This is a genomic window from Methyloferula stellata AR4 (genome assembly GCF_000385335.1).
Lineage (GTDB): Bacteria > Pseudomonadota > Alphaproteobacteria > Rhizobiales > Beijerinckiaceae > Methyloferula > Methyloferula stellata.
Window position 1 is genome coordinate 3,335,580 of record NZ_ARWA01000001.1, and the last position, 26,647, is coordinate 3,362,226.

The following is a 26,647-nucleotide window of genomic DNA, read 5'->3' on the forward strand; positions in this document are numbered from 1 at the left end:
TCACTCCGCCGGCTGGACGCCCGGGGGCACGGGCGCGACGCGCGCGCGGCGCGCGACGCCGATCCGCAAGCGCCGGTCGGACAAAGACAGCATGCCGCCGAAGCCCATAATCAAGGCGCCGAGCCAGATCAGGCTGACGAGCGGCTTCCAATAGAGCCGCGCGTCGATCGCACCATCGGGTGAAGCGCCGCCAATGCTCATGTAAACCTGGCCGAAGCCCAAAGTCGCGATACCAGCTTCTGCCCGGCTCATCCGCCGGCTCGGGTAGAACCGGCTCGCCGGTGCGATCTTGGCGATGGCCACGCCGCCCTTGCGGATGATCGAAGGCGCGGTCAGCGCCGAGTAATTCGGCCCTTGCTCCGGCACCAGACCAAGCACGCTTACTTCATAAGGCCCAAGAGCGATCGTCTCGCCGGCCCGCACCGTGAGCACACGATCGACGCCCCATCCCGTCGCGGCGAGCCCCAAGAGCGTAACGGCAAGACCCGCATGCGCGAAAGCCGTGCCCCACGCGGAGCGCGGCAGACCCGTCGCGCGGCGCCACGCGCCCGACACAGAGAGGCCATCGGCGAAAACCCGGCCCGTGAGATCGGTGAAAGAGCCGGTGATCACATAGACCGCGAGACCCGCGAGGCAATAAGACACCCAAGGCGCGCCATGCCAGGCTGCGAAAACGAGCGCCGCCACGACACCGCAAGCAGCGGCGACCGTCAGTCTTTGCGCGGCGCCCAAAAGATCGCCGCGCTTCCAGGCGAGCATTTGCCCGATCGGCATCGCGAGGAACAAGGGCAGGAAGAGCGGGATAAAAGTCGCGTTGAAGAAAGGTGCGCCGACCGAGATTTTTTCACCGGTCAGCGCTTCGAGCGCGAGCGGATAAAGCGTGCCGACGAAGACTGTGGCGCAGGCCGCCGTCAAAAGCAGATTATTCAAGACCAGCGCGCCCTCGCGCGAGACCGGCGCGAAGATTCCACCCTGTTTTAGCTCACCTGCACGAAAGGCAAAGAGCGCGAGCGAACCGCCGATAAAGCCCATCAGAATGACCAGGATGAAGACGCCGCGCTGCGGATCGCTGGCGAAGGCATGGACCGAGGTCAAAACGCCGGAGCGCACCAGGAATGTGCCGATGAGCGACAGGGAAAAGGCAAGGATCGCGAGAAAGATCGTCCAGACGCGCAAGGCCTCGCGCTTTTCCATGACGGCGGCGCAATGCAAAAGCGCGGTCGCCGCGAGCCACGGCATCAGCGAGGCATTTTCGACCGGGTCCCAGAACCAGAACCCGCCCCAGCCCAGGGTGTAATAGGCCCAGTAGGAGCCCATCGCTATGCCGAGCGTGAGGAAGATCCAGGCGATCAGGGTCCAAGGCCGCACATAGCGCGCCCAAGCGGCGTCGATGCGGCCCGAGATCAGGGCAGCGGCGGCGAAGGAGAAGGTAATCGAGAGGCCGACATAGCCGAGGTAGAGCAGCGGCGGATGGATCGCCAGACCCGGATCCTGCAGCAGCGGATTGAGATCCTGGCCCTCGGCCGGCGCCTGCGCGAGGCGCGCGAAAGGATTGGAGGTCAGCAGGATGAAGAGCAGGAAGGCCGCGCCGATCCAGGACTGCACGGCAAGCACATTGGCGCGCAAGTCGTCCGGCATATTGCGCGAGAAACCCGCGACCGCCGCGCCGAAGATTGCGAGGATCAAGACCCAAAGCAGCATCGAGCCTTCGTGATTGCCCCAGACGCCGGAGATTTTATAGATGAGCGGCTTAGCCGAATGCGAATTCTCGACGACGTTCAAAACCGAGAAGTCCGAGACCACATGCGCATAGGTCAGTGCGAAAAAGGCATAGGCGATGAGAACGAAGCTCATCACCGCGACGGACGGCGCAACCGCCATCAATTGCGGATCATGGCGGCGCGCGCCCCAGATCGGAACAATCGCATTGACGAGCGCCAGCGCCAAGGCAAGAACGAGGGCGTAATGTCCGGTTTCGACGATCATTGCTCTCGCTCTATTGTTTCACGCTCGATGCCGGATTGGCGGACGTATCTGCGCGTGTCTCGGGCAAAGGCTCGCCCTCTTTCCAAAGGCCTTGCTTCTTCAAAGCATCGGCCACTTCGCGCGGCACATAGCGCTCGTCATGCTTGGCGAGGATGCTATCGGCCTTCAACAATCCGTCAGGTCCGATGACGCCTTCGGCCACGACGCCCTGCCCTTCGCGGAAGAGATCCGGCAGAAGCCCCGTATAGGTGACCAATACGTCATGTTTCGTGTCGGTGATGTCGAAGCGGATCGATTGACCCCCTTCACGCACAAATGAACCCTGTTTGACGAGACCGCCGATGCGCAGGCGCGTGCCGGGCGGCGGGGCCTTCTCCGCCACCATCGCGGGATCGTAGTAAAAAACGATGCTGCCGCTAAACGCGAAAAGCACGAGTCCGACGGCGACGCTCAGCACGCAAAGTGCCGATCCGATCAAGGCGAGCCGCCGCGTTTTGCGAGTCATGCTGAAATCTATCCTTCGAGGCCGAGTTCATGCGCCAGCGCGTCGATGCGGGCGGTCGCGGCCGGGTCATTGCCAAGATTGCGGCGCGCCTCGCCCAGGGCCGTGCGCGCCTTATCCGCTTCATTTAGGACTTTATAGGCACGAACAAGGCGAAGCCAACCTTCGAGATCCTGGCCGTTTTGGGCAAGGCGCGCGGCGAGCCTATCGACCATGCTACGGATCACGGCATCGCGATCGCCCTCCGGCATGGCGGCGATGGCCGCGCCCTCCGGCGTCGATTGCGGTCCGGCTTCACCCGAAAGCGCGGCGATTTTCTGACGCAGGCTTTCGGTCCAGGGCGCGTTGGGCACGTCCGCCAGGAGTTTTCGCCATATGGCGAGCGCACGTTGAGTATCGCCATCCTGCTCGGCGGCAAGGCCCAGATAAAGCGATGCCTTCGGCGCCAAGGCGCCATTCGCGACCGCTTTCGTGAAGGCCTCTTGCGCTTCCTTCGTCACGACGCCCTGCGCCGCGGCGACGAGCGTTTCACCGTAAAGCGAGAGCCGTTCGGGCGAATCGCCAAGAAGCCGCAGAGCGGTCGAGGCGGCCCGCACGGCATCGTCGACGCGGCCCATCCGCAAATAGGCGGGCGCCAGGACTTCGTATCCGCGCCCCTCCGACGGATTTTGCGCGAGATGGGCTTCGACCTTGGCGATCGCCGTCGCCAGATCCATCCGTGCGGGGTCCGAGTTGAGCCTCGCCTGCAAGGGCAGATCGGGCCAGTCCGGATGCCCGACGCGGGCATAAAGACCGAGTGCCACGGCCGGAACCAGGATCAGACCCAGCGCGGTTGCAAGGCGAATCCGCGTTTGTGAAGCCTGCGCCGGTGCCTTGTCTTGATCGGCCGAGACCAGAAGCCGGCGCGCGGCCTCCGCTTTGACGGCTTTCGCATCTTCGGGCGCGATCAAGGCGCGCTCGACCTCCCGATCGATCTCGCCGAGCCGCTCCTCATAGAAAGCAATATCGCGTTCGACATCGCTCTGACGCTTCGGCGCGCGGGCCAAGGGCCAAAGCACGCTGAAAATGGCGATGCCCGTCAAAACCGCGAAAATAATCCAGAGCATGAATGTTCCTGAGACGCCCACGGCGCCGTCGTAGGCGATCCCGGGTCAAGGCCTATAGATCGAAGATAAAGCCGCGCTTTTCAAGCGAACAGATCGCGGGGCTTCGTGCCGCATTTTTACGCGGCGGGCAAGCGAAGCTCTGCCCGCAGCCCTCCCGAGGGGTTAACACCGAGCTTCAACGCCCCGCCGTAAAGGCCGACGAGGTCGACGACGATGGACAGACCCAGGCCCGAGCCGGGCTTGGTTTCATCGAGGCGCAGGCCCCGGCGCAACACAGCCTCGCGCTGATCCGGCGTCAAACCTGACCCGTCATCGTCGATCAACATGCGAAAGAACGATCCTTCGGTGGCTTTGCCGGCAGGCTCAGGCGAGGCCTCGATCACAACTTCGTGGTCGGCCCATTTACCGGCATTATCGACCAGATTGCCGATCATTTCTTCCAGATCCTGACGTTCGCCGAAAAACCGCACGCCCGGCGCGATGCGCGTGACGAAGACAAGGTCGCGTTCGCGGTAGATCTTCTCGAAGGTCCGCACCAAAGCTTCGACGACGGGCGCCACTTCTGTCGAATCGCCGCTCATCGCCACGCGCACGGCGAGTTGCGCCCGGTTGAGGTAATAGGTGATCTGATCGCGCATCAAAATCGCCTGTTCGCGCACCTTGCCGGCGAAGCTGCTGTCGTCGACGCCGGCCTCGTTGATGATGACGCTCAGCGGCGTCTTCAAGCCATGCGCGAGATTGCCGACCTGGGTGCGCGAACGTTCGACGACTTCGCGATTGGCGGCGATCAGGAGATTGATTTCGCTCGCGAGCGGCGCGAGATCCTGAGGAAACGAACCCTGGATCTTTTCGGCCTCGCCGCGGCGGATCGCGGCGACGCCTTCCTGCAATTGCCGCAAAGGCCGCAAACCGAAACGAAGCTGCAAAGCCGATGAGGCGACAAGCACCAGACCGAGCAAGGTGAAGGTGACGAAAAGATCGAACTGGAAGCGCGCAATCTGGGCGTCGAGATCTTCCGTCGTCGCCGCGACCTGGACGAGAAAAGTGCCTTGATCGCCCGCGTCTATGATCCGTTCGACCATGCGCAACCGGCGATCGTCCGGGCCTTTCACATAGCCGCGCCGCGTTCCGCTTTGTCCGACCGGAATGCCTTGGTCGGCGAGGCGCGGCAGCTTCGCCGCGAAAAGCGATCTGGAGCTTTTGATCTCCCGGTTCGGATCGTCGAGCCTCGTGATCTGCCAATACCAGCCTGACAGCGCCAATTCGAATTGCGGATCGCCCAATTGACCGGGCTCCGCGCGACCCTCGTCGACGGGCGTCGCAATATCGGCGACAAGCGCCCGCAAATAGACGCCGAGACGCTCGTCGAAACCCGCTTCCGCGGTATTTCGATAGATGGCGGACAGCGCCAGACCGGCGACGAGAAGAATCGAAAAACTTAAAAACGCCGCCGAAACGAAGAGGCGCAGTGCAATCGAACCGCCACGCGATTTTTGGGTTTCGCTCACATCAACGGCTCGAAGCTGAGGGATCGCTCTTTGTGGATTTCGTGCCCCCAGCCGCTTCGCCTGGCACGGCCAGAAGATAGCCAAGGCCGCGGATGGTCTGAATGACATCGACGCCGAGTTTCTTGCGCAAGCGTCCGACGAAAACCTCGATCGTATTCGAATCGCGATCGAAATCCTGATCGTATAGATGTTCGACGATCTCGCCCCGCGAGACGACGCGCCCGGCGTGATGCATCAGATAAGCCAGAAGCCTGTATTCGTGTGACGTGAGTTTGATCGGATTGCCATCGACGGAAACGCGGCCCGCGCGCGTATCGAGCACAACAGGACCGCAGGTGAATTCGCTCGACGCATGGCCCGCGGCGCGGCGCAAAAGCGCGCGCAATCGCGCGAGCACCTCCTCCATATGAAAAGGTTTCACCACATAATCGTCGGCGCCGGCATCGAAGCCTTGGACCTTGTCGCTCCAGCGGTCGCGCGCCGTCAGCATCAGAATCGGCATCAGACGTCCGGCCTTGCGCCATTCGCCGATGATCGAAATGCCGTCGCGTTTTGGCAGGCCTATATCGAGCACGACGGCGTCATAAGGCTCCGTATCGCCGAGAAACCAGCCTTCTTCGCCGTCATAGGCGCGATCGATGACGTAGCCGGCCTGTTCGAGCGCAGCGGCGATCTGCCGGTTTAGGTCCTTGTCATCTTCGACAACGAGAAGTCTCACGAACAGAGCCTCCGATCGATTTCAAGGTACATTTCGAGAGCCGATGGTGTGGCCATCCGCGGCATTCACGAAGACGTGGAGAATATGTCCATCGCGACGCAGAAGGCTGATTTCATAGACGAGTTCTTCCTTCCAGCGGCAAAGTTTGACGCCGATGGCCTCCGCCTGCATCTGGCTTGCCGTGGACTTCAGCACACGAAACGGTTCGCTGAGCTTGTGCTCACGAATCTTTTCGCGCGTCTCTTGTGCCGAAAAACAAACGCGCTGCCGTTCTTGATCGGCGCATGCGGCGAGGGCGCAGGAAAGAGTCCAGGCCACAAGCGCGAGTGCGAGAACTTTCATCGACCGAAACTGTCTCTTGAGCAATGAATGCGCGGTGAACGAATGTAGCCGATGATGCCAGCCAAGAAACCCCTCGCACGGACCATCGAGAGTATCATTGCCGAATTATAATATCTTACGGGCAATCGACTCGGGATCGCTCCAGCCATATCACGTTATTTCCACGACTTCTCATCGGGAAGCCCGCTTCTACCATCGGTTTGACGTGGCATTGTCATGCCAAGCCGATGCGCCGCGGTGGACCGATGCGTTATGGCCAAAACACATCCATCCCTGGAAAAAGCCGGGCCTGTCCTCGACGCGTTGCAGGGCGGCGGGTAGCGGCCAGCTCGCAGGCCCGGATCGCGAGAGCCGTCGTCCGGCGAATGAGGATTTTTTGGAAGTGGAAAACAGGCATGACCGCCGGAAATAGCTTAAACTTAGCTGTTAGCTCGCGGCTTTCGCGGTGGGCGCGCCTCGTGCGATCAACTTTCCGTGAAGTGATTCGGCTGAATTTGGGGCCAGGCGCCCCTGAGAGCAATGGGCGGCGGCGCGCTCTGACCGCAGCTCTCGTTCTTCTCGCGCCAGCCGCTCCGGCATCGGCAATCGTCGGGGTCAGCGAGCCCGCGCCCGAGCTTTCGCCCTATGTCGTGATGGTGCTGAGCCGCAGCGGCAAGACCGCCGGCTTTTGCAGCGCGAGCGTGCTGGCGCAAGACATCGTGCTGACCGCCGCTCATTGCCTCGCGGAGCCGTCAAATACCCGCGTGCATTTTCGCGACGCACAAGGCCAGCCCGTGCTCGTCGATGTCGCGGCGATCGTGAAACATCCAGGCTACCGCGCCGATGCGGTGCAGGCGCGCCAGGTCTCGATCGACATGGCCATGATCCGTCTCGCCGAGCCCCTGCCCGCGCGCTTCAAACCCATGGGTCTCGCAGAGTTGGGCGCCATCAAAGCAGGCCAGGATTTTCGCATAGCCGGGTTCGGAGTCACGCGGGAAGGTGCCGGCGCGAGTTCCGGCGCGCTGCGGGTCGGGCGTATTTCCGCACGCTTGCCGCTCTCGTCGATCCTGCTCTGGACGCATGATCTCGAAGGCCGGGGCACCGGCGCTTGCACAGGGGATTCCGGCGGTCCCATTCTGGCTTTGGATCAACCGATCGTCGTTGCCGTCGCCGATTGGGCCGAAGGCAAGGGCGCGCAAAAATGCGGCGCCCTCACGCAAGGTGCTCTCATCGCACCGCAAAGGGCCTGGATCGAGAGCGTATTGGCAGGCTGGACGCACGCGCGATGAAGGCCCCCGCGTCCTGCTCAGTCCGGCGATAGTCTAACGAAGAATGAATGCCGCCGAGGCTTTGTGATCGCCATCACAGATGCCTGCCCGACACCGTGAGACAGTGTGGTCACACCGGGGATCAAGCCCCACTCACAGGAGGTCGTCATGATCAACCAGCGCAACATTCTCTCGGTTTCCCAGATCACCCGCTTCGCGCTTGTTCTCGCGATCGGCATTGCCGCCGCCGCGACCGCCCGCGCCGAAGAAGCGACCTATGCGCAGCGCGTCGCCTGCACCCCCGACGCCTTCCGTCTCTGCTCGGATCAAATTCCGGATGTCGCGGCCGTCAAATCCTGCATGATCGCCAACAAGGCCAAATTGAGCGCCGCTTGCCGCGCGACTTTCCCGAAGGAAACCGCGGCCCGCTGAGCGTGGCCATGGTATGATTGTGACGGAAGCGTGCCGTTATGTCCTAAATGGACAGGCACGCCCTCGCGAATCGCTCTGACGCCACGGCCCAATGCGATGACGCTTGAACGGCCCAGATCGTTTCGTCTATTCTTCGTTCATGGCGACTTTGACACATGACGAAATTACCCGTCTTTCCCCCGAAGAGCGTCTCGCCTTGATCGGCGATCTTTGGGATAGTTTGACAGATGATGAATTGCCGCTCTCTTCCGCACAGCGCGCCGAGATCGAGCGGCGTTTGCTGCGGTTCGATGAGGATCGACCGCAAGCAACGACTTGGGAAGATTTGAAGGCGGAACTCGCGCGCCGCCTGCCGTGACACAGCAGATCTTCTTCATGCCCGCGGCGCGGGCTGAATTCATCGATGCGCTCGACTGGTATGAACGGGAAGCAAAGGGGCTTGGCACACGCCTCCAAGGCGAAGTCGACGCCCAGGTGCGGCGCATCGCTGCGAACCCATTGCAGTTTCCCATCGTACTCCACGATGTGCGCCGGGCACGACTGCGGCGCTTTCCTTACAGTCTATTTTTTAGAGTTCTCGGTGATGCGGTTTACGTGATCGCCTGTTTTCATTCGAGCCGCGATCCTCACATCTGGCAAAACCGTCCCTGAGGATTACCAAAGCGGAAAGCTTGACTGGTTATCTGCGGCGGACCTTCCCCTTCGCCGCCTTCGGCACTTTCGTCGGCCAGCTCACGATGTAATTCGGATAATCGTCGAGTTTGACCTCCGTCTCCAGGGCCGCCACGCGGCCGCGCACGGAAACGCCTGCCTCATGCACGGTCTCCGCCGAGCCCGACACCAGCGGATGCCACCAGGCGAGCCCCTTGCCCTCGGCGATCAGCCGATAGGCGCAGGTCGGCGGCAGCCATGGCAGTGTGCGCACGGAGTCCGGCGTGAGCTTCAGACAATCGCGCACCCGCTGGCGCCTGCGGCGATAATCCGAGCAGCGGCAGGTCTTGCCGTCGAGGAGCTTGCAGCCAAGATCAGTAAAATGAATCTCGCCCGTATCTTCATCTTCGAGCTTGACGAGGCAGCAGCGGCCGCAGCCGTCGCAAAGGCTTTCCCACTCGGCCTGGCTGAAGTCTTCGAGGCTTTTTCCCTTCCAGAAAGGCGGCAGGACAGGCTCGGACGCGGTGCTGCCCGCTTTCGGCCTTGCCGCGGCCTTTTGGCGGGTCGTATCATTTTGGGACGGGGGGGACCGCATGGCGCTCGCGATTCTTTACTGTGTCGGGAGACGAATGGAGAGAAGTGACTTGTTTCCATGCTTTAGCCATCGTCAAGAGGCTTACTAAAGCGTTAAAAAAGCCTGCTATTTCATCCAGAGCTGCTGGAGCTTACCCCTGTTCGAAGCGTTTCGTAGATCGGCTGTGAAAAAAATCGGGCGGGCCCTGCTCGCTTTCGATGCCTTCGTCGATTCCTCGGTCTATGAGGCCGGCCAAAAGTCGCGCGCGAATTACGCCGCCTTCTCGGCCTTCATGGACGGCTTTCACACCTCGGGCTGGAACAAGGTCTTCGTCGAACTTGGCTGCGAGTTTTTCACGATCAGCATCGCCGGCGGTCTCTTTGCGCTGTTCATGGCGCAGCCGGCCTTCCAGGAAACAACCGACGACTGGCTGAAAAAGCAGGATCTCGCCGTGACCTTTCTCGACCGCTACGGCCAGGAGGTCGGGCGGCGCGGCATCAAACATGACGATTCCGTCTCCTTCGATCAATTGCCGCAATATTTGATCCAGGCCGCGCTCGCCACCGAGGACCGGCGCTTCTTCGAACATTTCGGCGTCGATATCATCGGCACGTTGCGCGCGCTGAGCGTCAATGCGAGCGCCAACAATGTCCGGCAGGGCGGCTCGTCGATCACGCAGCAATTGGCGAAGAACCTGTTCCTGTCCAATGAACGCACGATCGAACGCAAGATCAAGGAAGCCTATCTCGCTGTCTGGCTCGAATTCCACCTAACCAAACGCCAGATTTTGAGCCTCTATCTCGATCGCGTCTACATGGGTGGCGGCACGTTCGGCGTTCAGGCCGCCTCGCAATTTTATTTCGGCAAATCCGTCCGCGATCTGACCTTGGCGGAAGCGGCCATGCTCGCCGGTCTCTTCAAGGCGCCGACGAAATATGCGCCGCATGTCAATCTGCCCGCTGCCCGTGCGCGCGCCAACGACGTCTTGAACGGCATGGTCGAGGCCGGCTATCTAACCGAGGGGCAGATCTACGCGGCGCAACGCAATCCCGCGACGCCTGTCGACCGCGCCCGCGAGTCGAGCCCGGACTGGTATCTCGATTGGGCTTATGAGGAAATCAAGCGGCTCGCCGAGGAAAAGAAACTCGGCGACGACCGCGTGCTCACGGTCCGAACGGCGCTCGATTCCGGCCTGCAGAAAAAAGCCGAGGATGTCATCGAAGAGCAATTGCGCGAAAACGCGCCGGCCTATCATGCCAAGCAAAGCGCCGCCGTCATTATGGAGCCGACCGGCGCTGTGCGCGCCATCGTCGGCGGTAGAGATTATGGCGCGAGCCAATTCAACCGCGCGACCGAAGCGCTGCGGCAGCCGGGCTCGTCCTTCAAGCCATTCGTCTATCTGACCGCGCTGATGACCGGAAAATTCAAACCCTCGACGATCGTGGTCGACGGGCCCGTTTGCATCGGCAATTGGTGCCCGCATAATTATGGCGGCACCTACATGGGTTCGGTGCCGCTCATCACCGCTCTGACCCATTCGCTCAACACTGTCGCGGTCAAACTCTCGATCGCTATCGGCGAAGCGGATTCGAAACCCGGCCACAACAATGTTTGGGATGCGGCGAAGCGCGGCCGCGCCAAGATCATCCAGACTGCGCGGCTGATGGGCATTTCGACGCCCTTGCCCGACACGGTGTCACTGCCGATCGGCGCCGACGAGGTCATCCCGATCGAGATGGCCTCGGCCTATGCCACTTTCGCCAACGGCGGCAAGCGTGCCCCGGCCTATGCCGCCGTCGAGATCATGAACAGCCACGGTGAAGTGATCTACAAGCACGACCGCGACGCGCCGCCGTTGAAGCAAATCATCCCGCTGCCCTACATCCTCGACATGGTCACGATGATGAAAAACGTCGTCGAGGCCGGCACCGGACGGCGCGCTCATCTCGACAATATCGAGGCGGCGGGCAAGACCGGGACGACGAACGGCTACAAGGACGCCTGGTTCAACGGTTATACGGGCAATTATGTCGGCACCGTCTGGTACGGCAACGACAACGATACCTCGATGAACAATATGACGGGCGGCAGTCTGCCCGCCGGGACGTGGCACGAGATCATGGCCTATGCCCATCAAGGGATCGAATTGAAGCCCCTGCCCGGTTCGACCATCCCGCCTGGGCAGCAAGCCCCAGCGGTGGCGGCGAAAGGCGTTGCGGAACTGGGCGTTGGCGGCCAACGGCCGGCCAGTCTTTCGCGGCGCTCGGTCGAGACGCTCGGCGCGATCGAGACGGCCATCAAGAACATCGACGGAAGGCGCACCGAAACCCCGGCCGATCCGGTCAGCTATGCCGGTGCCGCCGCGCCGCCGCCTGCCACCGGCTTTCATGTTTTGAAAGCACCGGCGCAGCTTCATTAGCGCCCGCAATCGATTGTTTTTTGCTATTGCCCGATCGCGTTGGCGGATGGAATTCTCCATTTGAATGTTTCAAAACTGTCATAAACTTCAATAACTTCGGTTACCGCTGCGTCAAAGTTGCTCCTATCGCGGTACCTTCAACTCCTATATACAAGTTAATACCGAGGTTTACCCTTCTCGGTTGGCATAACTTTCAACCCCCGGTCGCTCTGCGCCGGGGGTTTTTTCTTGCGGTGTTGGAGCCCCGCCGGCAATTGGATCGCAGCACGAAACGGGCGCGCGACGCCGAAGTTTGCCGGGCATGGCCTAAAGCTGACGATATCTTGAATGAGCTTTCGCCCGTTTTCGGGTAGAGAATGAGAATCGAATTCCGTTTCCTGACGGGATCGCCGGGCATTTCGTCGGTTTCAAGAAAGTTCTATGATCTTCCCGATCATCCGATGCTTGACCGAAAATAGAACGGCAGCACCAATTCTATTGAACGCGCGCCGATCTAAAAGACGAGGCACCTCATGTTTTTCAAAATCCCGGCATTGAACATCCTGCGTGCCGCCGCTTTGACGCTTTGCCTTCTGCCGGGCACGGCCTTCGCAACCGAGAGTTTCTCAGACCCGCAAAAGGTCGAAATCCAATCGATCATCAAAAACTATCTTCTGGAAAATCCGGAGGTGCTGCGCGATGCGATCACGGAATTGGAACGCCGCGAAGAGGTTGCGCAAAGCCTGAAACGCGAAAAGGCCCTCTCCGATCAGGAAAGCCCGCTCTATACGTCGCAAAACCAGGCGGTGATCGGCAACCCGAACGGCAAGGTCACGCTGATCGAGTTCTTCGATTACAATTGCGGCTATTGCAAACATGCCATGGAGGATCTGGCGCGGCTCATGAAGGACAACCCCGACCTTCGCGTGGTGCTGAAGGATCTGCCGATCCTCTCGCCCGGCTCGATCGAGGCCGCGGCGATCGCGGCCGCCGCGCGCAATCAATTCAAGGGCGACAAATTCTGGGAATTTCATCAAAAACTCCTGGGTTCGCGCGGCCCGGTCGGCAAGGCACAGGCGCTCGCCGTCGCCAAGGACCTCGGCGCCGACATGGACAAGCTGAACAAGGATTCCATCGCGCCGAGCGTAAAAGAGGGAATCGACGAAAACGATCAGCTCGCCAAAGGGCTCATGATGAACGGGACGCCGTCCTATGTGATCGGCGGCGAAGTGATCGTCGGCGCCGTCGGCTACGATCAATTGAAGGCGAAACTCGACAATGTCCGCAAATGCGGCAAGGCCGCCTGCTCGTAAAGCCGATCGCGACCGAAGGCCATAGATCGCGCTTTAGGCTGCGGCGCGTCCTGCCCTTGGCTTTACCGCACTGCGGCATTTGTTAAAAAACGGCGCCGTGCCGATTAGAAACCTGGAAAAGGCCGCGTTTTGCCACGGCCGAGGCTTTTCTCATCCAAAGAACCCGGCTAGAGCATGGGCCGCCCTTTCGAAGGGCGGCTTCCCGCCTCCTTCGGACAGCCTCCAGCGCTCGTTTCCAGTAAAATCCACCGACGCGGCTCAAAACGAATGACCAAAACGATCCACGTCCTCAATGGACCCAATCTCAACCTCCTTGGCTCGCGCGAACCGGAGACCTATGGGACCCAGACGCTTGCCGATATCGAGGCGAAATTGGCCGCGATCTGCAAGACGCATGGCGTCGCTCTCCAGTTCCGCCAATCGAACCACGAAGGCGAGCTCGTCACCTGGATTCAGGAAGCAGGCAAGGCCGGAGACCCTATCATCATCAATGCCGGTGCCTATTCGCATACGTCGATCGCCTTGATCGATGCTATCAAGGGCACCAATGCCAAAGTGATCGAAGTGCATCTTTCCAACATTCACGCCCGTGAATCCTATCGTCACCATTCTTTTATATCCGGCGCGGCACGCGGCATCATCATGGGTCTTGGGGCGCTCGGCTACGAGCTCGCCCTCACGGCGATCTTCGCCGATATGGCCAAAAGCGAGAGTTGAGACATGAAGGAGCGGCCGGATACGGATAAAGGACAGGCGCCGGGCGCCGTCGACACGCGCCTCGTCGAAAAGCTGGGCGAGATCGCAACGCGCCTGAACCTCAGCGAGATCGAAATCCAGAATGGCGATTTCGCCATACGCGTGGCGCGCAATTTCGGACCACCTGTCGCGGTCCAGCCAGCCGTCCAGCAGCCTGCCGCAGCCGCAGCCGAACCTGCAGCGTCGGCGCCCAAGCCGGAAAGTGCCGGCACGGTCAAGTCGCCCATGGTCGGAACGGCCTATCGCCGCGCTTCGCCGCAGGCGGCGCCTTTCGTCGAGCTTGGCACCAATGTGAAGGCTGGCGACAAGATTCTGCTGGTCGAGGCGATGAAGACATTCAATGAAATCATCGCGCCCTGCGCCGGAACCGTGATCAGCATTCTGGTCGAGGACGGCCAGCCGGTCGAATATGGTCAGCCGCTGATGGTCATTGAGTGAAGGTCAGGCGCAAGCGGCGGGGTGTTCCTTCTCCCCTTGCGGGAGAAGGTGGCTTGCGAAGCAAGCCGGATGAGGGGTTATGTTTTCTTATCACCCCTCACCCGGTCGGCTCCGCCGACCACCCTCTCCCCCAAGGGGAGAGGGTTGGCGCCCCAGGCTGAAACCGACCAAAATCGCTTCACTCAACTGCCGGACGAACCCGGACCTTTCCCGCTCCGGGATAATGAAATAACCAGTAGGACATGTTCGACAAGATCCTCATCGCAAATCGCGGCGAAATCGCCTTGCGCATCCTGCGCGCCGCCAAGGAACTCGGTATCGCGACCGTCGCCATCCATTCGACGGCCGATGAGGAGGCGATGCATGTGAAGCTTGCCGACGAATCCGTCTGCGTCGGCCCGCCGCCCGCGCGGGATTCTTACCTCAACATTCCCTCGATCCTCGCCGCCTGCGAGATCACCGGCGCCGAAGCGGTTCATCCGGGCTATGGGTTCTTGTCCGAGAACGCCCGCTTCGCCGATATTCTGGCAGAGCACCACATCGCTTTCATCGGTCCCAAGGCCGATCATATCCGCCTGATGGGCGATAAGATCGAAGCCAAGCGCACGGCCATGCGTCTTGGCATTCCCTGCGTGCCGGGCTCGGAAGGCGGCATTACCGACGACAAGGAAGCCCTGCGCATCGCCAAGGATATCGGCTATCCGGTGCTCGTGAAGGCGGCGGCGGGGGGCGGCGGACGCGGCATGAAAGTGGCGCATTCGGCCGATGATCTCTCCTCGGCCCTTGAGACCGCGCGCACCGAAGCGAAGGCGGCCTTTGGCGACGATACCGTCTATCTCGAAAAATATCTCGAACGGCCGCGCCATATCGAAGTCCAGGTGCTCGGCGACGGACGCGGCCATGCGATCCATCTCGGCGAGCGCGATTGCTCGCTGCAGCGGCGGCATCAGAAAGTCTGGGAAGAAGGCCCCTCGCCTGCCTTGAACGATGCGCAGCGGCCCGAAATCGGCGAGATCTGCGCCGCCGCCATGCGCGAGCTTGCCTATGCCGGCGCCGGCACGATCGAGTTTCTCTACGAAGACGGCAAATTCTACTTCATTGAAATGAACACCCGCATCCAGGTCGAGCATCCGGTGACCGAAATGATCACCGGCTTCGATCTCGTCAACGAGCAGATCAAGATCGCGGCGGGCTCGCCGCTGTCGATCACCCAGGACCAAGTGGTACTGCAGGGCCATGCCATCGAATGCCGCATTAATGCGGAACATCCTTCGACCTTTAGGCCCTCGCCCGGCAAGATCACGCATTATCATCCGCCAGGCGGATTGGGCGTCAGGGTCGATAGCGCGGTCTATGCGGGCTATACGATTCCGCCCAATTACGACTCGCTCGTCGGCAAGCTAATCGTGCATGGGCGCAACCGGACCGAAGCCTTGATGCGCCTGCGCCGCGCGCTTGACGAATTCGTCATCGACGGGATCGAGACGACGCTGCCCTTGTTTCGCACGCTGGTCCGCAACGCCGATATTCAGAACGGCTTCTACGACATCCATTGGCTGGAGCGCTTTTTGGCGACAGGCGGGCTCGATCAGGGGTGATCCGGTGGATGCTACCGGCGCAAGGCTGACCGCCGCGCAAACGATCGTCTCACCCCACCGCTGGGACTGGATCTGCGCGGCATTATCATGCGGCGTTCACATTGCTGTAAAATAAGCGTCATGGATGCAGTCTATTCAAATCTCAATCGGTAGCGGCCGATCGATTGGGATTTGCAATTAATGCTTTCGCTCAATGCCGTTTCAGTCGTCTACCCAGGCGAACGAATGGCCATCCACCCGACGACCCTGGCATTTGCGCCCGACCAATTCACGGTCATTCTGGGGCCGTCGGGCGCTGGCAAATCGACCTTGCTGCGGACTCTAAACGGTCTTGTCCGTCCGTCGTCCGGGGCTGTGACGGTCGATAAACTCGGTGAGCTTGTCGGGCGGCTGCGAATGCGCCGGCACCGTGCGAGCACCGCGATGGTTTTTCAGCAGCATCATCTGATCGGGCGCATCTCGGTGCTTCGCAACGTGCTGATGGGCCGCCTTGGCTATTATTCGACCGCGCGCAGCCTGCTGCCTCTACCCCGGCGCGATCATTTGATCGCGATGGAAAGTCTCGACAAGGTCGGCCTCGCCGACGTCGCCCTCGTTCGCGCCGATACGCTCAGCGGCGGCCAACAGCAACGTGTCGGACTGGCCCGAGCCCTGGCGCAGCAGCCGGGTTTGATCCTCGCCGACGAACCGGTCGCAAGTCTCGATCCTGCAACCGCCCGCCGTGCGCTCACCCTGCTCCACGACATCTGCAAGCGCGAGTCCATCGCCGCGGTGGTCAGCCTGCATCAGGTCGATCTGGCGCGCGATTTTGCCGACCGCATCGTTGGCCTCTCAAGAGGACGCGTCGTCTTTGACGGCGAACCCGGCGATCTCAATCAGCAGCAACTCGACCACATCTACCACTGAGCCACGCATGGACCCGTCACGCATCCGACACTTCGATTAAACCCACAAGAGGCCAAAAGACATGACATTTTTCAGATCCCTTTTGACGGCACTCACTCTCCTTTTCGTAGCGGCCGCGCCGGTTCGCGCCGCCGACCCTGATCCGGCTCTGCTGCATGTCGCTCTGCTGCCCGACGAGAATGCGGCAACCGTCATCAAGAACAATCAGGGCCTGAAAGCCTATTTGGAGGCCACGCTCGGACGGCCGATCGAATTGGTGGTGACGACCGATTACTCCTCGATGATCGAGGCGATGCGCTTTGGCCGCGTGGACGTCGCTTATTTTGGTCCGCTGTCATACGTCTTGGCGAAGTCGAAAGCCGATATCGAGCCATTCGCGGCTTTGATGAAGAACGGCAAAGCGACTTATGAAGCGGTCGTTATCGCCAATGTGGCAAGCGGTATCTCGAAGCTCTCCGACATTCGCGGCCATGACGTCGCCTTCGGCGATGTCGCCTCGACATCGAGCCACCTCATTCCGAAGTCGATGCTCCTGCAGGAGTCTCTGACCGCTGGCAAGGATTACACGGAACATTTCGTCGGCGCCCATGATGCCGTGGCCATGGCGGTGCAGAATGGCAATGCGCAAGCCGGCGGTCTGTCGCGCCCCATCTTCGAGAGCTTGGTCGAGCGCGGCCTGATCTCGAAGGACAAGGTCAAGGTCCTGGCGACATCGACATCTTTTCCGGAATATCCCTGGGCCATGCGCTCGGATCTGAAGCCGGAACTCAAGGAGCACATTCGCACCGCCTTCTACGACTTGAAGGACCCGGCTGTGCTGAAGCAGTTCAAGGCGGACGGCTTTGTCGCCGTAAAGGATTCCGATTACGACGTCGTCCGGAACTTGGCCAAGATCCTTAAATTGAACCTGACCAACTAAGGCGGGCGGCGTTGAGTCTCTTCGTGCATTCGGATCGGCCAGAAGCGATGATGGGCGCCTCGGCCGATCTCATCATCGCTCGCGAGCGGGGCAAGCACGCACGATCCGCCATCGCGCTCGCGCTGGTGCTTGCGATCATCATCGCAAGCGCCGCCTATACGCAACTCTTCGACAGTGCCCGCTTGGCGCGCGGTCTGCCGGCGCTGGCGACGCTGGCGCGCGATATGATGCCGCCCGACTTCAGCAACGCGAAAAGCTGGCTGCATCCACTGCTCGACACCGCCGCGATGAGCATAGCCGGGACGGCGATGGCCGTTCTGCTGTCGCTGCCGCTTGCGGTTCTCGCGGCGCGTAACACCTCGCCCAACCTTGTCGTTTACGGCTTGGCGCGTGGCCTTCTCAACACCTTGCGGGCCATTCCGGAACTGATCATCGGCATTGTTTTCGTGGCCGCCGTCGGCTTCGGCGCCTTACCCGGAGTCTTGGCGCTCGGTCTTCATTCGATCGGCATGATCGGCAAATTCTTTGCCGAGGCGATCGAGCATTGCGACGAGAAGCCCGTCGAGGCCGCACTGTCCGTCGGTGCGACGCCTCTCCAGGTGATCGTGCATGCCATCTTGCCGCAAGTGGCTCCGCAGCTGGCCGATGTCGCGCTCTATCGCTGGGAATACAATTTCCGCGCCTCGACGGTCATGGGCATGGTCGGCGCGGGCGGGATCGGCTTCGAGCTCATAGGGTCGTTGCGCTTGATGCAGTACCAGGAGGTTTCCGCCTTGCTCCTGGTGATCCTGGCAGCGGTCACTCTGGTCGACAGCCTCGGAGCCGGCCTGCGGCGGCATCTACGATGAGAGACAAAGTGAATATGCGCAAAATCGTGGTCGCCAACTGGGTCGAAAAGGAAGTCCTGGATTACCTGCGCGCCTATGGAACAGTGGAAGCGAATACAACCTTCGAGCCCTGGTCGGCTGCGGAATTAATCCGGCGCTGCCAGGGTGCGACGGCGCTGTTGTCCTTCATGACAGAAAGCGTCGACGAGGCGTTCCTGTCCGCCTGTCCTGACCTCAGGATGGTGAGCTGTGCGCTGAAGGGCTACGACAATTACGACGTCGCCGCATGTCGGCGGCGCGGCGTGGCTCTCAGCATCGTTCCCGACCTGCTCATCGGGCCAACCGCCGAACTCACTGTCGGCCTGATGATCGCGCTTGGCCGCAAGATCCTCAGCGCCGACCGCTATATCCGCAGTGGCGCCTTTGCCGGTTGGCGGCCGACGTTTTATGGGACTGGTCTTGCCGGCAGCACCGTTGGATTGATCGGCATGGGAGCTTTGGGTCAGGCTGTCGCGGCGCGTCTCGCCGGGTTCGACTGCTCGCTGATCTACTTCAGCCAGAACAGGCTCACCGCCGAACAGGAAACGCGTCTCGGCGCCCGAAAGGTCGGACTCGACGAACTCTTGTCACGCAGCGACTATGTCACCGCCGTTTTGCCGTTGACGCCGGAAACGGTCCATCTTCTAGATGCCGCCGCGATCGCGCGTATGAAGCGCGGCGCACTCCTGATCAACACGGGGCGCGGCTCGGTTGTCGACGAAGAAGCGGTCGCGGACGCGCTCGCTTCGGGCCATCTCGGCGGCTACGCGGCAGACGTCTTTGCCATGGAAGATTGGGCACTTCCGGATCATCCGCCGGCCATTCCGCCCCGGCTGCTCGGGGCGGACAACCGCACGATCCTGACGTCGCATATCGGCTCCGCCGTCACGAAGGTACGGCTCGAGATCGCGATGGAAGCGGCCCGAAACATCGTGGACTTCCTCGAAGGCCGCGCGCTGCAAGGCGCACTTGCCGCGAATTGAAGACGATGCTTGATTTGCGGCATGTGGAAGCTTTCTTGAGCGTTATCTCGGCCGGCAGCTTCCACGGCGGGGCAAAGCTGATCGGCCGCTCGCAGCCCACATTGAGCCAACAGATCCAGAAACTCGAAGCGGAACTCGGCGCGGTTCTCATCGTCCGTTCGATGGGAGGTTGTCATCTGACCCAGGCCGGAGCCGCCTTCCGTCCACACGCTCACGCTCTGTTGCAGATGGCGGGCCGGGCTGTCGATGCAGTGCATACCGGCCGGATCAGCCTTGGCGCCAGCGGGAACATTGGCACTTACCTGCTGCAAGAGAAGGTGGCGCGCTTTGCCGCGCTCGGCTATGCGCTGCCGGATGTCATTGTCGCGCCTAATCCTGTCCTGGCCGAGAAGCTCGCGACAGGAGAAATAGATCTGGCGCTCATGGAGTGGTGGAACAATCAACCAGCCTTCACCTCCTCGATCTGGCGGCGCGAGGAGCTGGTGATTATCGTCGCTAAAACGCATCCCTTTGCTTCGAAGGATGAGGTCAGCGCGGAAGATCTCGCCGGGCAACCGATGATCGGCGGAGAAAACGGCACCGGCACGGGCCGGCTGTTACGGCAGATGATCGGCGAAGTCGCGGAAACCTTCTCGATCGTTCTTACGCTTGGAAGCACCGAGGCGGTCAAAAATGCGGTAAAGGCAGGGCTTGGAATATCGGTGGTTTTTGCCAGTGCCGTCGAAGCCGAAGTCGCCGCCGGGCATCTGCACGCCTTGCGCTTGAAAGACAAGACCCTGCATAAGGATTTGTTTGCCGTACATGCCGCGAACGTGCTCGGCAGCTTCTCGCCTATGCAGGTCTTTATCAAACTGCTTGCCGGCGATCCGGAAGAGGCGGCAAGGCAGGCTCACGCCGTGGGACAGTCCGGGACGATGGATTAGGGGTGAATTAAAGCGCTATATCGGCCGCCGCTTCTCGAGCATGGAGGCGAACTTCTCAAGCTCGGCCTCGTCGACCTTGTAGGAATGATCGTCATCTGGAAAAGCGCCCGTCTTCACCTCGGCCACGTAATCCTTGATGCCGGCGACAGCGACTTCGGTGAGATTGGCGTAACGCTTGGTGAACTTCGGCTTGAAATCCGTGAAGACGCCCAAAAGATCATAGGCGAGCAGGATCTGGCCGTCGCAGCCGACGCCCGCGCCTATGCCGATGGTCGGGATTTTAAGCTGTTGCGAGATCAGTTTGGCGATCGGCGCGGGCACAGCTTCGAACTCCAACATGAAGCAGCCGGCATCCTCGATCGCCAACGCGTCTTCGAGGATCTTCATCGCCGCATCGGCGGTCTTGCCCTGGATTTTAAAGCCCCCGAATGTCGCAATCGTATGCGGCGTCAGGCCGATGTGAGAGGCCGTCGGAATGCCCGCATCGACGAGTGCTTTCAGAATATGCGCCTGGGATTTGCCGCCCTGCGGCTTGACCGCGTCGCAAAGCGCCTCCTGCATGAAGCGGGTCGCGTTGGTGAGCGCGCGATCGACCGTATTGTAGCTCTGATAGGGCATGCAGCCGAGAACGAAGGTGTTGGGCGCGCCGCGCCGTACCGCCTGCGCATGGAGGACCATCATGTCCATGGTCGCCGGAATCGTGTTGGCATGGCCATGCGCGACCATCGCCAGGCTGTCGCCGACAACCGCGACATCGACGCCCGCCATTTCGGCCCATTTCGCGGAGGTATAATCGGGCACCGACACGTAGACCATTTTCTCGCCGGTCGCCTTCGACTTGCGAATGTCCTCGATCGTGCGCTTTTCGATTTTTTTTTGAGGAGTCTCGGTTTCGATCTTTGCTTTATTTTCTGTCTGGGCCGCCATGCGAGCACCGTCTCCTGGTTTTAGGCGCAAGGCCATCACTTGCCGTCATTGCAAGCAATGACGGCCGACATGAAAGAGGATTTTACGAACCCGCGTTTTCATGGAACCTGCTCAACACCAGTTCGATGTCGGCCGAAGTCATCTCCCACTCGTTTTGGAAATTGGCGACGACCTCGCGCATGAATCGATCCTGAAGCGCTATGGCCTTTTGATCGTCGCCGAGATGATCGACAAGCAGCGCAAAAGCCAATTGCGACGGCTCCGGTCCTTCATAGCTCCACTCGAACCCGGCTGGAGAATAGAGGTGCCGGCTCGTCTGGGCGTCGAGAGGCTCGCCGTCGACCGTGACGACAATGCCGTCGATGGTGCGATCCCCGGCATAGGTCTTCATTTGCTTTGCGCTCCTGGCAATTTAGGACGCGGCGGTTTGCCGGACGAATGCCGCATGACTTCCGGAAACATCCAGAGACTGAAGATCATGAAGGGTCCGAGAAAGGCGACGGCGCGCTGCGGTCCGATCTCGCCCAAATGGCCCATGTAGAACCAGCCGGCCAGAGCCACCAGCCCGACGACGACCGACAATCCGAATTTGATGCGAAACGGCATATCTTGCTCCCATCGTCATGAAAGGATCGGCCGCCGGGGATGGCGTCCAGCGGCCGATCCTCCTGCTACTCCGCGGCTTGAATAGCCTCTGGAGCAGCACGACCCGGCGTACGTGAGGTCTTTCGCAAGTTTCTCTTCACGTATTTCGTGTCGTAGCCATTGAAGATCGTGCCGAGGAGCCCGCGGTCGAGATCGGATGTGCCGAAGGCCCAGTCCATGATCGGGAAGGTCAGGTTCATATTGCGCTCCATCATGATGGACTGATCGTGATGCGCCGTATGGTGACGCCTTATCGTATTGATGAAGGGCATGTTGCGCACGAAGGCATTGTCTTCCACATGGCAGCAAAAGTGCATGAACTCGTAGATCAGATAGACGCTGGTCGTCGTGGTGATAAAGAGCCAGCCGACATTGGCGTCGAAGGCGAAGCCGAGCAGAATCGCGGCGGGAATCGAAATCAGCGTGAAAGTGGCGAGCGCATAGGTCGGGAAGAAGGTCACGCGATAGTCGCGCTGATCGGCGAAACGCATCTCATGTTCGGTGAAGAACTGATGATGCTGCAGCGTGTGCCGGTTATAGACCGCGCGCCCGATGGGGTTCATCGATGGGCGGTGCATGACATAACGATGCAGCCACCATTCAAAGAAATTGCAGAACAGGAAAGTGACGGGAACCGTGAGAAGCTCCAGAAGGGTCACGTTCTTGATGTTCGAAACATAGATATAAAGCGCCGTCAGACCGATCGTGTAAATGACGGCTATATGCAGAAAGCCGTTGTAGGATCCGGCCACCCGCTCGCGGTATATGGCCCGATAGTGCCGTTGGCGCTCTGACATTTTGCTCGCCGCGAGTTCCATGGGCGTCTCCTTTGTCGCTATGTTTCTAGCATATCACTGATATATCAGTTTGCAATGGTTGCGGTTGGTAGCGGGCAAAATTCCCACGCAATTAATGCGAGAGCACTTCCAACGCCTTGCCCTTGGTTTCGATGCCGAGGGCAAAGACCACGGCCGCGGCGATTACGAAAGATCCCGCGCCCAAGGCGAAGACACCGCCCTGCCCGAGCGACGGCAAGATGACTCCGATGAGATAGGGACCCAGCAGCGATCCGAGACGCCCGACGGCCGAGGCGCAGCCAGCGCCCGTCGCGCGTGCCCGGGTCGGATAGAGTTCCGGCGTATAGGCATAGAGGACCGACCACATGCCGAAGAGGAAGAACTGCATCGTCAGGCCGAAGACGATCAGCCAGACGAACGACGGCGAATGTCCGTAAAGATAGGCGGCGGCCGCGCTGCCGAGCAGCATCAGGATGCAGGTCGGCTTGCGCCCCCAGACCTCGACGAGAATCGCCGAGGCGATGAAGCCAGGAATGCCCGCGAGCGAGATCCAAATCGTATAAGTCACCGATTTGCTCACGCTATAGCCAGCGTCCTGCAAAAGCGCGCCGAGCCAGGTCGTGAGACCATAGAATCCGAGCAGCGCGAAAAACCAGGTGAGCCAGATCATCACGGTGCGGGGCGCATAGGTCGGCGTCCAAATCTCCAGGAAGGAAAATTTGCGCTCTTTCAGCACCCGCGCCGGAAGCGGTTCGGGCTCCGGCAGCGGGCGGCCATCGAGACGCGCGCTGACTTTGGCTTCGATTTCGTTCATGACCCGGTCGGCTTCGGCCTGATGGCCGTGGTCGGCCAGCCAGCGCGGCGATTCAGGGACGAGAAACCGGATCACGAACAGAAAGAGCGATGGGACCGCTTGCGCCAGGAAGACCGCGCGCCAGTCGAAATATTGGAGAAGCACGAGGCTCAACAGACCGGCCGTGATGAAGCCCAGCGGCCAGAAGCCTTCGAGAATGGCCATATAGCGGCCGCGCGTGCCGGCCGGCAGAAACTCGGAGGCCATGGCCAAGCCGACCGGAAATTCCATGCCCATGCCGAAGCCCAAAAGCAATCGGGCATAGCCGAGCGTAAGTGCATCCGGCGCAAAGGAGCACCAGAGGCTTCCCAAGCCCCAAAAGATCATACTGACCTGAAAGACGCGCTTTCTGCCGAAGCGGTCGGCCGCCATTCCCGACAAGGCGGCGCCAACGAACATGCCGACAAAACTCATGCTCGAGAGGAGTCCGGCTTGCGCGGTCGAAAGATCGAACTGCTTGCGGATCGAGCCAAGCACGAAGGTGAGCGAACCGAGATCGATCGAGTCGAAGAGCCAAGCCGTTGCGATGATGGCGAAAATTCCGCGTTGATATGCGGTCATCGGCAGGCGCTCGAGCCTCGCCGCGATCAGCACATCCTCCATGGAGGCGGTACTCGCCCGCTCCGCGTCAAACGCCGCCGTTTCGGTAACGGAAGATGCGATCCCGCCCGCCATGGTAACCCTCCCGATGACTTTTTCGTTATTGGTAAACGTCTCACATATTTCTAACATATGGAAGATATATCAGTCTCCAACTTTCGTCGATGGACCGGTTTGGCTGTGATCCCTGCTTCGTGCATGCTATGCTTCGCATGTCGATCCGGTCTTTGAGATTCTTATGATTCAAGCAGTTAGAAGTTCGAAGTCAACGCCCCGGAAGCGCAAGATTTCGACTCCGCGCCTTACCTCCCCGCGCCTGGCCTCTCCGCTGATTGCCGACGATCAATCTCTGACCGACAAGGCCTATCATCAGCTCGAAGAGATGATCACGACGCTGAAACTCGCACCGGGCACGGTTCTGAGCGAGCAAGCCTTGGTCAAGGAGCTCGGCATCGGCCGGACGCCTGTGCGCGAAGCCCTCCAGAGACTCGGGCGCGATGGACTGCTCGTCGTTTTACCGCGACGCGGGATTCTCGTGTCCGAGATCAACCTGCGCAGTCAATTGCGTCTGCTTGAAACGCGCCGGGTTTTGGAAAATCTGATCGCCAGGCTGGCGGCAGAGAAGGCAACCGATAAAGAGATCAAGGCCTTCGCTGACATTGCGCGCAACATGCGTCAGGCTGCGAAAAGCGCCGATGACATCGCCTTCATGCGTCTCGACCGCGCATTCAATGAGCTCGTCGCTGAAGCGTCAAGAAACGAGTTCGCCATGCGCGCGCTCGGCAGCATGAGCTCTCTGTCGCGGCGGTTTTGGTACCAGCATTATAAGGAAGCCGCCGACCTCCCCCTCTGCGCCAATCTTCATGCGGATGTCTGCGAAGCGATCACACAGCGCAACCCCGCGGCGGCGGCGCAGAACTCGGATAGACTGATGGATTATATCGAGAGCTTTGCGCGGCGCACGCTCGATACGTAACGTTGCCGCCCGACGGGTCGCACTTACGCCGCGCCAAGACCCGGCACGGCAATCCCCAAAGTCTGCGCGATGAGGATGATGTTGAGCACGAGCACGATCACGGTCGCGGCCCCGGCGAGGACGAAGACCCTGCCCGACGTTGCATAGTCGCCCATCACCGACTTGCGGCGACTCAACAGCAGCAGCGAGATCATCGGCACCGGCAGGATCACGCTCAGCACAACCTGACTGATAATGAGCGAAGTCGTCGCATTATAGCCCATGGCGACGACCGCGAAGGCCGGCGCCATAGTTACCGCGCGCCGGACCCATATGGGAATATGAAACCCGACGAAGCCCTGCATGATCATCTGCCCGGCCATGGTGCCGACGGACGAAGCGGAAATGCCTGAGGCCATCAAAGCCACGAGGAAGACGCCCGCGGCGCCGGCACCGAGCAGCGGCACCAGCGTATGATAGGCCGTCTCGATCTCCGCTACCTGGCTGTGGCCATTGTTGAAGGCCGCGGCCGCCATCAAGACCATGGCGACATTGACGCAACCGGCAAAGCCGAGCGCGACCATCACTTCGCGGTTCGAGAACCGCAATAGCGCGCGGCGCTCTGTCTCGTTGCGCAGATTGGCCCGCCCGCGCGTCAATCCCGAATGCAGATAGATCGCATGCGGCATGACCGTCGCACCGACGATGCCGACGGCGAGCGTGGCGGCCGCGGCATTGGGCAATTCCGGCGTGACGAGATGCAGAGCCGCGGCGCTCCAATCGGGCGGCGCAATGAAAAGCTCGATCAGATAACAAAGCCCGATCGTGCCGACGAGCGCGGTAATGATGAGTTCGAGAGGGCGGAAACCCCTCCTCTCGAAAATAAGGATGCTGTAGGTGATGATCGCGGTGACCGCCATGCCGGCCATCAAAGGCAGGCCGGTCAATAAGGAGAGGCCGATCGCGCCCCCCAGAAATTCCGCGAGATCGGTCGCCATGGCGGCGATCTCGCTGACGATCCACATGGCCCAGACGGTGGGCTTGGGGAAATGCGTCCGGCAGAGTTCCGGCAGGGTCCGTCCGGTCACGATGCCGAGCTTCGCCGACATGGCCTGGAACAGCATGGCGATCAGATTGGCGACGAGAACAACCCAGAGCAGGCTATAGCCATAGCCTGCACCCGCCTGGATATTCGTCGCGAAATTGCCCGGGTCCATATAGGCAACGGAAGCGACAAAGGCCGGTCCCGCCAACGGTATCGCAGCCCGTAAGCCGCGCCGCCGGCCGCTCAACGCTTCGCCGATGGCAAAGCGCGTCCGCTCCGTCATTCCTTGCTGCGCGCGTTCAACAATCGCCTCGGACATCCCGCTCTCCGGTGTCCTGCTAAGGACACGCCGTTTCTCAGTATACGCTCTAGAATGTAGCCTCAGCTACATCTCAGTCAAGCGGCTCCACTGCGAGGTGCGACATTTAGAACAGAAATTCAAAAAGATAGACGTTTCGATGGAGCCGGCATTCGCACTGGGCCAACACCCCAGAGCCGCCGCCGATGTCACATCATTGAGATAAATGACGCCGTGTTGGCAGGCGTTTGCCCTCTGGCAAGATCAGGCTGTGCGAAAAGGCAACTTCGGCCGGTTATGGGCGGTTCATCTCCGGTATAGGCTTGCTTTTATATGAAAAATCTGCGGATCAATGCCGCGC

The 26,647-nt window shown here is 60.6% G+C and carries 28 protein-coding genes; 15 read left to right on the top strand and 13 right to left on the bottom strand.

What is annotated here, in order from left to right:
* The 6 genes from A3OQ_RS0116435 to A3OQ_RS0116460 form a co-directional block, all read right to left on the bottom strand.
* The gene (locus A3OQ_RS0116435) at positions 1–1,986 is read right to left on the bottom strand and encodes a heme lyase CcmF/NrfE family subunit (RefSeq protein WP_020176511.1); all 1,986 of its coding nucleotides are present in this window, start codon (positions 1,984–1,986) and stop codon (positions 1–3) included.
* A gap of 10 nt (positions 1,987–1,996) precedes the next feature.
* The gene (ccmE, locus tag A3OQ_RS0116440) at positions 1,997–2,491 is read right to left on the bottom strand and encodes a cytochrome c maturation protein CcmE (protein WP_020176512.1); all 495 of its coding nucleotides are present in this window, start codon (positions 2,489–2,491) and stop codon (positions 1,997–1,999) included.
* A gap of 8 nt (positions 2,492–2,499) precedes the next feature.
* A complete protein-coding gene (ccmI, locus tag A3OQ_RS0116445; protein WP_020176513.1) occupies positions 2,500–3,594 on the bottom strand; it encodes a c-type cytochrome biogenesis protein CcmI in 1,095 nt (364 codons plus the stop codon).
* Positions 3,595–3,710: 116 nt separating this feature from the next.
* Positions 3,711–5,102 carry a sensor histidine kinase gene (locus A3OQ_RS0116450; protein ID WP_020176514.1) on the bottom strand — a complete coding sequence of 464 codons (1,392 nt, stop codon included), beginning with the start codon at positions 5,100–5,102 and terminating at the stop codon, positions 3,711–3,713.
* Between the two features lies 1 nt (position 5,103).
* Positions 5,104–5,820: a response regulator transcription factor gene (locus tag A3OQ_RS0116455; RefSeq protein ID WP_020176515.1), complete on the bottom strand. Its 717-nt coding sequence runs from the start codon at positions 5,818–5,820 to the stop codon at positions 5,104–5,106.
* A gap of 21 nt (positions 5,821–5,841) precedes the next feature.
* Positions 5,842–6,162: a PepSY domain-containing protein gene (locus A3OQ_RS0116460; RefSeq protein ID WP_020176516.1), complete on the bottom strand. Its 321-nt coding sequence runs from the start codon at positions 6,160–6,162 to the stop codon at positions 5,842–5,844.
* 458 nt (positions 6,163–6,620) lie between these two features.
* Between A3OQ_RS0116460 and A3OQ_RS0116465 the strand changes: the two genes are divergently transcribed.
* The 4 genes from A3OQ_RS0116465 (at position 6,621) to A3OQ_RS0116480 (ending at position 8,492) form a co-directional block, all read left to right on the top strand.
* The gene (locus tag A3OQ_RS0116465) at positions 6,621–7,430 is read left to right on the top strand and encodes a S1 family peptidase (protein WP_244427169.1); all 810 of its coding nucleotides are present in this window, start codon (positions 6,621–6,623) and stop codon (positions 7,428–7,430) included.
* Positions 7,431–7,577: 147 nt separating this feature from the next.
* A complete protein-coding gene (locus A3OQ_RS0116470) occupies positions 7,578–7,841 on the top strand; it encodes a hypothetical protein (protein ID WP_020176518.1) in 264 nt (87 codons plus the stop codon).
* A gap of 103 nt (positions 7,842–7,944) precedes the next feature.
* Entirely contained in the window at positions 7,945–8,199 is a 255-nt protein-coding gene (locus tag A3OQ_RS0116475; protein ID WP_020176519.1) for an addiction module protein, read from the top strand.
* The gene (locus A3OQ_RS0116480; protein WP_020176520.1) at positions 8,196–8,492 is read left to right on the top strand and encodes a type II toxin-antitoxin system RelE/ParE family toxin; all 297 of its coding nucleotides are present in this window, start codon (positions 8,196–8,198) and stop codon (positions 8,490–8,492) included. Before A3OQ_RS0116475 ends, A3OQ_RS0116480 begins: the two co-directional genes overlap by 4 nt.
* Before the next feature lie 28 nt (positions 8,493–8,520).
* On the opposite strand, the gene A3OQ_RS0116485 is transcribed toward A3OQ_RS0116480, so the two are convergent.
* Positions 8,521–9,087 carry a YcgN family cysteine cluster protein gene (locus tag A3OQ_RS0116485; protein ID WP_020176521.1) on the bottom strand — a complete coding sequence of 189 codons (567 nt, stop codon included), beginning with the start codon at positions 9,085–9,087 and terminating at the stop codon, positions 8,521–8,523.
* 163 nt (positions 9,088–9,250) lie between these two features.
* On the opposite strand from A3OQ_RS0116485, the gene A3OQ_RS22770 reads away from it, so the two are divergent.
* The 10 genes from A3OQ_RS22770 (at position 9,251) to A3OQ_RS22775 (ending at position 20,166) form a co-directional block, all read left to right on the top strand.
* Entirely contained in the window at positions 9,251–11,485 is a 2,235-nt protein-coding gene (locus A3OQ_RS22770; RefSeq protein WP_020176522.1) for a transglycosylase domain-containing protein, read from the top strand.
* 512 nt (positions 11,486–11,997) lie between these two features.
* Positions 11,998–12,777, top strand: a complete 780-nt coding sequence (locus tag A3OQ_RS0116500) for a DsbA family protein (protein WP_020176524.1) — start codon at positions 11,998–12,000, stop codon at positions 12,775–12,777.
* A 267-nt stretch (positions 12,778–13,044) separates the two neighbouring features.
* A complete protein-coding gene (gene aroQ / locus A3OQ_RS0116505) occupies positions 13,045–13,494 on the top strand; it encodes a type II 3-dehydroquinate dehydratase (protein ID WP_020176525.1) in 450 nt (149 codons plus the stop codon).
* 3 nt (positions 13,495–13,497) lie between these two features.
* Positions 13,498–13,971: an acetyl-CoA carboxylase biotin carboxyl carrier protein gene (accB, locus tag A3OQ_RS0116510; RefSeq protein ID WP_020176526.1), complete on the top strand. Its 474-nt coding sequence runs from the start codon at positions 13,498–13,500 to the stop codon at positions 13,969–13,971.
* Between the two features lie 242 nt (positions 13,972–14,213).
* The gene (accC, locus tag A3OQ_RS0116515) at positions 14,214–15,569 is read left to right on the top strand and encodes an acetyl-CoA carboxylase biotin carboxylase subunit (protein WP_020176527.1); all 1,356 of its coding nucleotides are present in this window, start codon (positions 14,214–14,216) and stop codon (positions 15,567–15,569) included.
* A gap of 180 nt (positions 15,570–15,749) precedes the next feature.
* Positions 15,750–16,475 (top strand): phosphonate ABC transporter ATP-binding protein, encoded by a 726-nt coding sequence (phnC, locus tag A3OQ_RS0116520; RefSeq protein ID WP_020176528.1) that lies wholly within the window; start codon positions 15,750–15,752, stop codon positions 16,473–16,475.
* Between the two features lie 61 nt (positions 16,476–16,536).
* Positions 16,537–17,394 carry a phosphate/phosphite/phosphonate ABC transporter substrate-binding protein gene (phnD, locus tag A3OQ_RS0116525; protein WP_020176529.1) on the top strand — a complete coding sequence of 286 codons (858 nt, stop codon included), beginning with the start codon at positions 16,537–16,539 and terminating at the stop codon, positions 17,392–17,394.
* A gap of 11 nt (positions 17,395–17,405) precedes the next feature.
* The gene (phnE, locus tag A3OQ_RS0116530; protein WP_020176530.1) at positions 17,406–18,242 is read left to right on the top strand and encodes a phosphonate ABC transporter, permease protein PhnE; all 837 of its coding nucleotides are present in this window, start codon (positions 17,406–17,408) and stop codon (positions 18,240–18,242) included.
* Positions 18,243–18,256: 14 nt separating this feature from the next.
* Positions 18,257–19,243, top strand: coding sequence for a phosphonate dehydrogenase (locus A3OQ_RS0116535; RefSeq protein WP_020176531.1), 987 nt, complete (start codon positions 18,257–18,259; stop codon positions 19,241–19,243).
* 5 nt (positions 19,244–19,248) lie between these two features.
* Positions 19,249–20,166, top strand: a complete 918-nt coding sequence (locus tag A3OQ_RS22775; protein WP_280109813.1) for a LysR family transcriptional regulator — start codon at positions 19,249–19,251, stop codon at positions 20,164–20,166.
* A gap of 15 nt (positions 20,167–20,181) precedes the next feature.
* On the opposite strand, the gene panB is transcribed toward A3OQ_RS22775, so the two are convergent.
* From panB to A3OQ_RS0116565, 5 genes are all read right to left on the bottom strand, one after another.
* Positions 20,182–21,093, bottom strand: a complete 912-nt coding sequence (panB, locus tag A3OQ_RS0116545) for a 3-methyl-2-oxobutanoate hydroxymethyltransferase (RefSeq protein ID WP_020176533.1) — start codon at positions 21,091–21,093, stop codon at positions 20,182–20,184.
* Between the two features lie 82 nt (positions 21,094–21,175).
* Positions 21,176–21,484, bottom strand: coding sequence for a DUF6166 domain-containing protein (locus tag A3OQ_RS0116550; protein ID WP_020176534.1), 309 nt, complete (start codon positions 21,482–21,484; stop codon positions 21,176–21,178).
* A complete protein-coding gene (locus A3OQ_RS0116555; RefSeq protein WP_020176535.1) occupies positions 21,481–21,699 on the bottom strand; it encodes a hypothetical protein in 219 nt (72 codons plus the stop codon). The genes A3OQ_RS0116550 and A3OQ_RS0116555 overlap by 4 nt, the downstream gene beginning before the upstream one ends.
* Before the next feature lie 65 nt (positions 21,700–21,764).
* Positions 21,765–22,556, bottom strand: coding sequence for a sterol desaturase family protein (locus A3OQ_RS0116560; protein WP_020176536.1), 792 nt, complete (start codon positions 22,554–22,556; stop codon positions 21,765–21,767).
* Between the two features lie 91 nt (positions 22,557–22,647).
* Complete coding sequence (locus A3OQ_RS0116565) at positions 22,648–24,063, bottom strand: MFS transporter (RefSeq protein ID WP_020176537.1); 1,416 nt, start codon at positions 24,061–24,063, stop codon at positions 22,648–22,650.
* 163 nt (positions 24,064–24,226) lie between these two features.
* Between A3OQ_RS0116565 and A3OQ_RS0116570 the strand changes: the two genes are divergently transcribed.
* On the top strand, positions 24,227–24,964 hold the full coding sequence (locus tag A3OQ_RS0116570) for a GntR family transcriptional regulator (RefSeq protein ID WP_020176538.1): 738 nt from the start codon (positions 24,227–24,229) through the stop codon (positions 24,962–24,964).
* A 23-nt stretch (positions 24,965–24,987) separates the two neighbouring features.
* On the opposite strand, the gene A3OQ_RS0116575 is transcribed toward A3OQ_RS0116570, so the two are convergent.
* Positions 24,988–26,307 carry an Nramp family divalent metal transporter gene (locus tag A3OQ_RS0116575; RefSeq protein WP_020176539.1) on the bottom strand — a complete coding sequence of 440 codons (1,320 nt, stop codon included), beginning with the start codon at positions 26,305–26,307 and terminating at the stop codon, positions 24,988–24,990.
* Between the last annotated feature and the right edge of the window lie 340 nt (positions 26,308–26,647).